General features: G+C 66.5%; 9 protein-coding genes. All 9 read left to right on the forward strand.

The window, feature by feature from the left end:
• The coding region (locus Q1K49_RS07295) for an NAD(P)-dependent oxidoreductase (protein WP_366146052.1) at positions 1–540 on the forward strand (540 nt) is incomplete at its 5' end.
• Positions 537–1733: an ATP-grasp domain-containing protein gene (locus Q1K49_RS07300; RefSeq protein WP_300524534.1), complete on the forward strand. Its 1197-nt coding sequence runs from the start codon at positions 537–539 to the stop codon at positions 1731–1733. The genes Q1K49_RS07295 and Q1K49_RS07300, both read left to right, overlap by 4 nt.
• Positions 1709–2041 (forward strand): molybdopterin dinucleotide binding domain-containing protein, encoded by a 333-nt coding sequence (locus tag Q1K49_RS07305; protein ID WP_300524536.1) that lies wholly within the window; start codon positions 1709–1711, stop codon positions 2039–2041. Before Q1K49_RS07300 ends, Q1K49_RS07305 begins: the two co-directional genes overlap by 25 nt.
• Positions 2038–3318: a formylmethanofuran dehydrogenase subunit B gene (locus Q1K49_RS07310; protein WP_300524539.1), complete on the forward strand. Its 1281-nt coding sequence runs from the start codon at positions 2038–2040 to the stop codon at positions 3316–3318. Before Q1K49_RS07305 ends, Q1K49_RS07310 begins: the two co-directional genes overlap by 4 nt.
• The gene (locus tag Q1K49_RS07315; RefSeq protein ID WP_300524542.1) at positions 3315–3476 is read left to right on the forward strand and encodes a hypothetical protein; all 162 of its coding nucleotides are present in this window, start codon (positions 3315–3317) and stop codon (positions 3474–3476) included. The genes Q1K49_RS07310 and Q1K49_RS07315 overlap by 4 nt, the downstream gene beginning before the upstream one ends.
• 3 nt (positions 3477–3479) lie before the next feature.
• A complete protein-coding gene (locus tag Q1K49_RS07320; protein ID WP_300524544.1) occupies positions 3480–4991 on the forward strand; it encodes a formylmethanofuran dehydrogenase subunit A in 1512 nt (503 codons plus the stop codon).
• Positions 4976–6463: a GTP cyclohydrolase MptA gene (gene mptA, locus Q1K49_RS07325; RefSeq protein WP_300524547.1), complete on the forward strand. Its 1488-nt coding sequence runs from the start codon at positions 4976–4978 to the stop codon at positions 6461–6463. The genes Q1K49_RS07320 and mptA overlap by 16 nt, the downstream gene beginning before the upstream one ends.
• Complete coding sequence (locus Q1K49_RS07330) at positions 6460–6993, forward strand: flavoprotein (protein ID WP_300524550.1); 534 nt, start codon at positions 6460–6462, stop codon at positions 6991–6993. The genes mptA and Q1K49_RS07330 overlap by 4 nt, the downstream gene beginning before the upstream one ends.
• The coding region (locus Q1K49_RS07335; RefSeq protein ID WP_300524552.1) for a DUF6513 domain-containing protein at positions 6972–7359 on the forward strand (388 nt) is incomplete at its 3' end. The genes Q1K49_RS07330 and Q1K49_RS07335, both read left to right, overlap by 22 nt.

Consider the following 7359-nt stretch of genomic DNA (forward strand, 5'->3'; position numbering starts at 1 on the left):
GCCGCCGCCGCAGGGGGGATCGGAGGAAAGCACGTGGCGGTTCTTGGGGGGACGGGGCCGGTGGGATGTAGGGCCGCGGCGCTTCTGGCAAAGGAGGGAGCGCAGGTACTCCTGGCGTCGCGAACCTTTTCCAGGGCTGAAGCGGCAGCCCTGTCCCTGCGGGAGCGCTTCGCCGTCGCCGTTCGTCCCGTGGCCGCTACGTCGTCAGAGGAGACGCGGCGCATCCTCGAAGGGGTGGAGGTAGTGCTCGCCGCGGGCGCCGCAGGAGTGACGCTCCTTTCGGAGTCGGTCTGGACGGCGCTTCCGGAGCTGAAGGTGTTGGCGGACTGCAACGCCGTTCCTCCCGCGGGCATCGAGGGCATCAAGCCCGGATGGAACGGTCGGGAGCGGGAGGGAAAGATCCTCTTCGGCGCGCTCGGCATCGGGGAGTTGAAGATGCGGGTCCACAAGGCATGCTTGAAACGGCTCTTCGAGGCGGAAGACCGCATTTGGGACGCCGAGGAGATCTTTGCGGAGGCAAGGGAGCACATGACGGCGTGAGCATTCTCCTGGTGGCCTACAGCGCCCGCTTTCTGGCGGAGTCCGCTCTCTCCGGAGGCTTTTCGGTCCGGGCGGCGGATTACTTCGGCGACAGGGATCTCCGGGATCGGGTGGAGAGCGTTTCCGTCCTGAGAGATCTGAAAAAGTCCTTTTCTCCGGCGGGGCTTCTCACCGCGGCGGAGCGGCTCTCCGGGGATGCCCTCGTCTACGCGGGAGGGGTGGAGAATCACCCCGCCCTCGTGGCCAGGCTCGGCCGGAGGCGGGAACTTCTGGGAAATCCGCCGGAGGTGCTTGTGGCGGTTCGCGACTGGAAACGGCTGGGGGAGGTTCTGCGGAAGGCGGACCTCCCGGCGCCGGAGATGCGCTTCCCCGGAGAGGAAGGACGGGCGGGAAGCGGAGGGCGGTGGCTCGTAAAACCCCGACGAAGCGCCGCCGGCGCGGGAATTCACTTCTGGAGGGGTGAGGTTTTGCCCCGGGGGAACGTGCTCCAGGAATTTCTTCCGGGCATGTCGGGGAGTTTCACCTTTCTCGCGGACGGGAAGCGCGCCGTTCCGGTGGGATGTACGGAACAACTGATCGGAAGGAAGGAGTTCGGAGGAAAACCCTTTGCCTGGTGCGGCAACGTGGCGCCCCTCGCCTTTGCGCCGGACACGGAGGAGGAAAAACGGGCGGAGGTACTTCTCCGACGGATGGCGGAGGCCCTGACCGAGGCGTTTTCCCTTCGGGGTCTCAACACCGTGGATTTCGTTCTCGTCGGAAGGAAGGGAGAACGCCTTCCTGTTCCCGTGGAGATCAATCCGCGCCCCTCCGCCTCGCTGGAGGTGCTTGAGGCGCTTTTGGGGCGGTCTCTCTTCGGAGAGCATGTCCGGGCCTGTCGTGGCGTACTTTTCGAGGAATCCTTCCGTCCGGAAAGCGGTTTTTTCGGAAAGGGAATCGTCTTTGCCAGGCGGAAGGTGACCGTTTCCGCCACCGGAGAATGGCGGGCGTCGGGGCGCGCCGACATTCCCCACGATGGAGAGGTGATATCCGCAGGCAACCCCGTCTGTACGGTCTTCGGACAGGGGAAAACCCGGGAGGAGTGTCTCGAAGCGCTTCGGGCGGCGGCGCTCCGGGTTCGCCGGGAGATCGGGGACCGGGTTTTTCACTGGGAGAGAGGGGAGGCGGAGCGATGGGATTGCGGCTCGTCCTCGTGACGGGAAGAACCCTGGAGCAGGCGGCGGGGATGCACAAGGGAAAGTGCTCCGAGGAGTACCGCGCTGCGGTCAGCCGGGGGGAGATCGCCCCGGAAAACCTGGCGGCCCTTTCCCTCGCCGAGGGAGGAGCGGCCCTTCTCCGCACGGAGCACGGCACGGCGGAGGTGCGGCTCTTTTCCGCGGAGCTGCCCGCGGGACTCCTCTTCCTTCCCTTGGGGCCTTTCGCGAATGCCCTCGTGGGTGATGCAACGGAGGGAACGGGCATGCCCTCCTTCAAGGGAATTCCCGTGGAGGTGGAGCCCCTGTGACGGAACGGACGGAACACGTGACCTGCACGTTCTGCGGTTGTCTCTGCGACGACATCACCGTGGAGCACGAGGACGGCCGCATTTCCTCGGTGAGCCGGGCCTGCCCGAACGGCAGGGCGCATTTTCTGGACTACGCCTCGGAACCCTCCCTCCCCCGCATTCGGGGTGAGGAAGCATCCTGGAAGGAGGCCCTCGCCGAGGCGGCGCGCATCCTGAAGGCCTCCCGAAGCCCTCTTCTGTACGGCCTCTCCTCGGCCTCAACGGAGGCGATCCGGAAAGCGGTCTCCCTGGCGGATCGCCTGGGAGCCTTCGTGGACAGCACCTCCTCGGTCTGCCACGGCCCGACGGGCCTTGCCATGCAGGCCGTGGGAGAACCCACCTGCACCCTCGGCGAGATGCGGAGCCGGGCGGATCTGCTCCTCTTCTGGGGGTGTAATCCCGCGGCCTCGCATCCACGGCACTTCGCCCGCTACTCCACCGCCGCGAAGGGGCGCTTCGTCCCCGAGGGACGCAAGGGAAGGACGGTGATCTTCGTCGATGTGCGCCTCACGCCGGGGGCGCGGGGGGCGGATCTCTTTCTCCGGGTCGATCCGGGGTGCGATTTCGAGGTGCTCACGACCCTTCGTGCCCTTGTCCGCGAAAAACCTCTCCGGGAGCAAGAGGGGACCTGCGTGGGCGGCGTGTCTCTCGCGGTGCTCCGGGACGTGGCGACGCGGCTCAAAAGCTGTCGCTACGGGGTCGCCTTCATGGGCATGGGGCTCACCATGACCCGGGGGAGAGACGTGAACGTGGCGGAACTGTTCCGCCTCGTGGCGGAGCTGAACGCCTACACTCGTTTCTCGGTGATCCCTCTGCGGGGGCACGGCAACGTCACCGGCGCCGACCAGGTCCTCACCTGGCAGAGCGGCTTTCCCTTCGCCGTGAGCTACGCCAGGGGATATCCCCGGTACGGCCCGGGGGAGTTCACCGCCGTGGACCTGCTCCGCCGGGGAGATGCGGATGCGGCGCTCATTCTCGCCTCCGATCCGGCGGCGCATTTTCCGAGCAGGGCGGCGGCGTGCCTTGCGTCGATTCCGACGGTCGTCCTTGATCCGGAGGAGAGCCTCACCGCCCGGGGCGCCACGGTCTGGCTGCCCACGGGAAAGGCGGGCATCGACGCTCCCGGGAGCGCCTACCGGATGGACGGCGTTCCCCTGCGGCTTCGCCCCTTTCTTCCGCCGCGGCGCCCCTCCGACGAGGAGATTCTGGGGCGATTGCTCGAGGAGGTGACACCATGATCCGCATACGGGGCGGACGCATCGTCGATCCCGCGAACGGCGTCGATGGCGAGGTCCGGGATCTGTGGATCCGGGATGGACGCATCGTGGCGCCCCCGTCTTCGCCGATGCCCGAGGCGGAGGTGCTCGACGCGGAGGGGATGGTGGTGCTGCCGTGAGGCGTGGACCTGCACAGCCTCTTGGCGGGAGGCAAGGAGAATCTGGGACGGAAGCTCCGCCCCGAGGACTCCCGGGAACACGTGCGCCCCCGGGAGGGACTTCTCCGCTCCGGATCGGGGTTTACCGTTCCCTCCGTCTTCCTCTCGGGCTATCTCTACGCCGAGATGGGCTACACCACCGTGATGGAGGCCGCGTCGGCGCCGCTCTTCGCCCGCCACGCCCAGGAAGAGCTGGAGGATCTCCCCATGGTGGACAAGGGGCTCTTTCTCACCCTCGGAAACAACCACTTCGTCCTCGAATGCCTCGCCCGGGGGGAGGAGGAGCTGCTCCGTCACTACGTGGCCTGGATCCTCCGCGCCACCGGAGCCTACGCGGCGAAGGTCGTCAATCCGGGGGGCGTGGAGAATTGGAAATGGGGGCGCAACGTCTCCTCCCTGGACGAGGAGGTGCTCTCCTTCGGCGTCACGCCCCGGAAAATTCTCTCCGGCCTCGCCGAGTCAGTGCGGAAGCTCGGCCTCCCCCATCCACTGCACGTGCACGGCATCAACCTCGGACAGGCCCGGAGCGCGGGCACCACCGTGGACACCGTGAAAACGCTCGACGGACTGGGAGGACACCTCTGCCATCTCCAGTTTCTGAGCTACGAGGAGGCCGGCGAGGGAAGCTCCCTCTTCCGCTCCGCTGCCTCCCGGGTGGCGACGGCCCTGGAGGCGACAGCACTCTCCCTCGACGTGGGGCAGATCGTCTTCGGCGGGGCCACGACCATGACCTCCGACGGACCGCTGGAGTATGCTCTCCACCGCCTCACCGGGGCGAAGTGGATCAACGACGACGTGGAGGGAGAAGGCGGCGGCGGCGTTCTTCCTCTCACCTACGACCAAAGGAGCCGTCTTTCCGCGGAACAGTGGATCACCGGTCTGGAACTCTTTCTCCTCCTCCGGGATCCCTGGCGGCTCGCTCTCACCACGGACCATCCCAACGGCGGCCCCTTTTTCTGCTATCCTCAGATCATGCGACTCCTCATGGACCGGAGCTACCGGGAGGAGGTCATCGCCACCCTTCCGCCGAAGGTCCGCTCTGGAGCGCTCCTCCCCTCCCTGGACCGGGAGTATTCCCTCTCGGAGATCGCCGTGATCACCCGGGCGGCTCCGGCGAGAATTCTCGGCCTGCGGAACAAGGGACATCTCGGCGTGGGCGCCGACGCCGACGTGGCGCTCTACGACCGGGTCTTCACCGACGGAACGCCCTGCCGTTGTGCGAAATATCCTTCCTGCCGCCGCGCTCTTTCCCGGGTTCGGCATCTGGTGAAGGGGGGCGAGGTGGTCATCCGGGACGGCAAAATCGTCAAAGAGGTCTCGGGGCGGAGGCTCTGCGTGGTTCCGCCCTTCGACGAGAGTCTTGAGCCGCGACTCCGGAAACAGTTCTCCGAGACCTATTCCGTGGCCTTCGAGAACTATGCCCTGGAGGAGGGGGAATTTCCGCACCGGGAGGTGGTGCCGTGCTCGAAAACGTGAACGTGAACGGGGACGAACGAATCTTTCTGAGTCTCGGGGCGAACCTCGGCGACCGCCAGGGAAATCTCCTCCAGGCCTTGCAGTATCTGGGAGCCAGGACGACCGTGCGCCGTCTTTCCTCCTTCTACGAGACGGATCCCGTGGGGTGCGAAGGAGCGCCGCCTTTTCTCAACGCCGTGTGCGAGGTGGCCACGGACCTGAAGCCCAGGGAACTGCTGGAATTTCTGCTGCGCATCGAAAAGCGCATGGGCCGCCTGCGCCCTTTCCGAAACGCGCCGCGTCCCATCGACATCGACCTGCTTTTCTACGGAAAGCGGTGCATCGACGAGACGGATCTTGTGGTGCCCCATCCCCGCATCGCCGAAAGGGGGTTCATGCTGATTCCTCTGGCGGAGATCGCCCCGGAATTTCCGCATCCCCTTCTGGGGCGTTCCGCGGCGGAGCTGGCCGAGGCGGTGGGAACCCAAGGCGTGCGCAAAGTGGAGCGGAGCCTCCGGCTCCGCCTCTCCGGCGATCCGCAGCAATGCGCTCCCGAAGTGTCCGTGGGACTTTCCCGGGTGGGGGTGACCAACCTGGAGCGGGTCATTCGCCTCGGAGGCTCGGAGCGGTCGGATCCCGCTCTGTTTCACGCCTGGCTCGACCTCTTCGCCGACCTCGGCCCGGAACAGGCGGGGGTGCACATGTCCCGCTTCTCCGACGCGCTGGAGGAACTGGTGGAAGAACTCACCGCGAGCGCCTTTCCCGACGTGGAATCCCTGGCGGAGCGCCTCGCCCTCGCCGTCGCCCGGGCGCAGAAGGCCCGCTTCTCCCAGGTCAGCATCCGTGCGCGCTATCCCCTTGCCCGGATCACCCCCATTTCGGGAAAGCGCGTGGAGGACATGGCTACCTTTCTCTCCATCGCCGCGAGCGACGGAGAGCGGACACGCCATCTCGTGGGCGTCGAGGTGGACGGTCTCACGGTCTGTCCCTGCGCCCAGGAGATGGTCCGCTCCTACGAACGGCAGCTCCTCCTGGACGAGGGCTTTTCGGAGACGCAGGTCGAGAAGATCCTGGACCTGCTCCCTATCCCCTCCCACAATCAACGGGGACGGGGCACGCTTCTCATGGGAGGCGGCGAGGGCATTCGTGCGGAACACCTCGTGTCCATCGTGGAGGTCTCCATGAGCTCCGAGGTCTACGAACTCCTCAAGCGCCCCGACGAGTTCTTTCTGGTCAACAAGGCGCACCGTAACCCTCGCTTTGTGGAGGACGTGGTGCGGGAAATGCTTCGGAACCTGCTCCTCGTCTACGCGGATTTCCCCGGGAACACCTTCGTGCTCGCCCGGCAGGAGAATCTGGAGAGCATCCATCGCCACAACGCCTTTGCGGAATACCAGGGAACGCTCGCGGAGATCCGCGGAGAGATCGAGGAAGGGTGTCCGAGGGCGAAGCACACCTCCCTCGACGCGTGGCTTCGGGAGGGATGGTCGTGAGGGACGGAACATGCGCAGGGCGCATCGCCTGGTGCGTCACCGGGGCGGGACATTTTCTTGAGGATGCGCTCCGGATCGCCACATCCCGGGACGATGTGGACTTCTTTCTCTCCCGGGCGGCGGAGGAGGTGGTGCGGATGTACCGTCTCGGGGATCTCCTCGCGGAACGACCGGTGTTCCGGGATACCACGGCGTCCGTTCCCCTCTCGGGGCGGTTCTCCGGGGGCCGCTACCGTCTTCTGGTGGTCGCCCCTGCGACCTCCAACTCCGTGGCCAAGTTCGTCCTCGGCCTCTCGGACAGCCTGGTCTCCACTCTCTTCGCCCAGGCGGGAAAATCCGGCGTCCCCGCCCTGGTCCTTCCCACGGACACGGTGCCGGAGACGTGGTCCGTCACCCCCTCGGGCAACCGGGTACGCATTCGGCCCCGGGCGGTGGACCTGGAGCATTCGCGCCGGCTCGCCTCCTTCGAGGACGTGACTGTCGTGGCCGATCCGGAGGAACTCGCCCGATGGCTCGCACGCTTTTCGTGACGGGAACCCTCGCCGCGGAGGCCCTGGAAGAGATTCTCCGCGGCATGGAGAACGTGCCCTGGCGGATCAAGGTCATGCCCATCACCGTGGCTGCTCTCATGACCGTGGAGTGGATCGCGGACCGCCTCGTCTCTCCGGAGGAATGCGACAGGATCGTGCTTCCCGGCCTCGTCCGGGGGAATCCGGAGGTTCTGGCGGAGCGCCTGGGCGTTCCCGTGGAGCGGGGGCCCCGGGATCTGAAGGAGCTGCCCCGCCGCTTCGGACAGCGGATGGAACTCAGGGGTTACGGCACCTACCGCACTCGTATCGTAGCGGAGATCGTGGATGCCTGGACGAAGGACGCGGCGGCCCTCCTCGCCGCCGCCC

It is taken from the genome of Aminiphilus sp. (assembly GCF_029975095.1).
Classification (GTDB): domain Bacteria; phylum Synergistota; class Synergistia; order Synergistales; family Aminiphilaceae; genus Aminiphilus.